The sequence below is a fragment of the Corynebacterium yonathiae genome, from assembly GCF_027570195.1.
GTDB lineage: Bacteria > Actinomycetota > Actinomycetes > Mycobacteriales > Mycobacteriaceae > Corynebacterium > Corynebacterium yonathiae.
Map to the genome: position 1 here is coordinate 1 of NZ_JAKMUZ010000041.1, position 1402 is coordinate 1402.

The 1402-nt window shown below is 56.3% G+C and carries 1 protein-coding gene; it reads right to left on the bottom strand.

Annotation, left to right across the window (positions count from 1 at the left end; translation table 11 throughout):
* Window positions 1–1226 (bottom strand): HNH endonuclease signature motif containing protein (locus tag L8V22_RS11575; RefSeq protein ID WP_269966564.1); only part of this gene is annotated, 1226 nt, incomplete at its 3' end.
* Window positions 1227–1402 lie beyond the last annotated feature (176 nt).

Sequence of the window (1402 nt, forward strand, 5' to 3'; positions counted from 1 at the left end):
TTTGTTTTTTGTTGTTGTAGTGCGAGGTATTGTGCCCAGGTGTGGTTCCAGTGGGTTTGGGGTGTGGCTAGTGGTCCGGTGGCGTGGTCTAGTTGGTAGGTGCCGTCTCGGTGGAGCCAGGCGATGGTGCCGGTGATGGGGTCGAGGATGTAGTGGACGCGGCGGTCAGTTTTGATGTTGTGGTGGTGTTGGCAAAGGTTTACTAAATTATCCGGACTGGTGGGTCCGCCTTGGTGGTATTCGATGCGGTGGTCTAGTTGGCAGTAGTTGCCGGGGATGGTGCAGCCGGGCCAGCGGCAGGTGGCGTCTCTGCCTTGGGTGTAGGCGCGGATGTCAACATTTGGGGTGTATCCGTCAATTTCGTCGGCATTAAGCCGGCGGATGAAGGTGTTGTCTGTGGGCGCGTGGCCTATGTTTATCCATCCGGCGCCTGGGATGTAGACGCTGTTGGTGTCTTCGTTGGTGGTAAATGTGTTGATCGCGACGCTGGTGTGGGTGTCTTCCAAGATGAGGTCGATTAGGCCTTGTGCGTTGGTTGTTTTTGCTTTATTGGTGTAGGCGTCGATGTGGCGGGCGATGATAACGGCTGTGGCGCGGTCGCAGGTCAGTGACAGGGTGGTCGTGTGGTCTGGATTGATGTGAATGCGAAGGGTTGGTTCGGGTTTTTGTTCTTTGTCTTCTGGGCAAAGGTGGGTGTCGATGAAGGTGCGGATAAACCGGCGTAGGTCAGCATCAGTGGGCACGGTTTGGTTGGGTGTGGTGGGGGTGAGGAAGTCTGCGAGTGCTGCGTCGATGGCTTCGAGATGGTCGGGGTTGCTATCTAGGCGGTGTAGTTCGCGGTCGATGATGCGCAGTTTGGTCAGATCGAGTATCCAGTGCTGGCCTTGTACTTCGGTGACTAGAGGTAGTTGTCGCATGCGATAGTGGGCACGGATATACCCGAGGAGTTTGCTATAAGAGATGCCGAGGTCTTTGGCCAGGCTGGTGAGGCTTAAGTCGACGTCGTCGTCTAGTTGGGGCAGGATTGCGCGGTAGAGGAACCAGGAGGTTTTACGCGTGTAGGTGCCGGCTTGGCCGATGTGGTTGCCGGGTGCATTGGTGGTGTAGAACGCGTCTGGGACGTCCGGGTTGGCGTCGGGGTCGGGGTTGGTTGGGTCGTCTATGAGTAGAGATTCGGGGTAGTCGAGGGCAACATCAGGTTCGGGTGGGGCGAGTGTAGCAGTCACAGCGGGGCACTCCAACAGGACGAGGGTTTTCGAGTATGTTTTCTAACTAGCTCCCATATAGTATCCCGCCTACCGGACATATGACCTTGGTGGGGGTGTTTGTGTTCGAATAGGATGGCCTAAACCCGCAGGGATCCCCAGACTCGAGTATCAATGGTCAACGGGGGTAAAAGGAA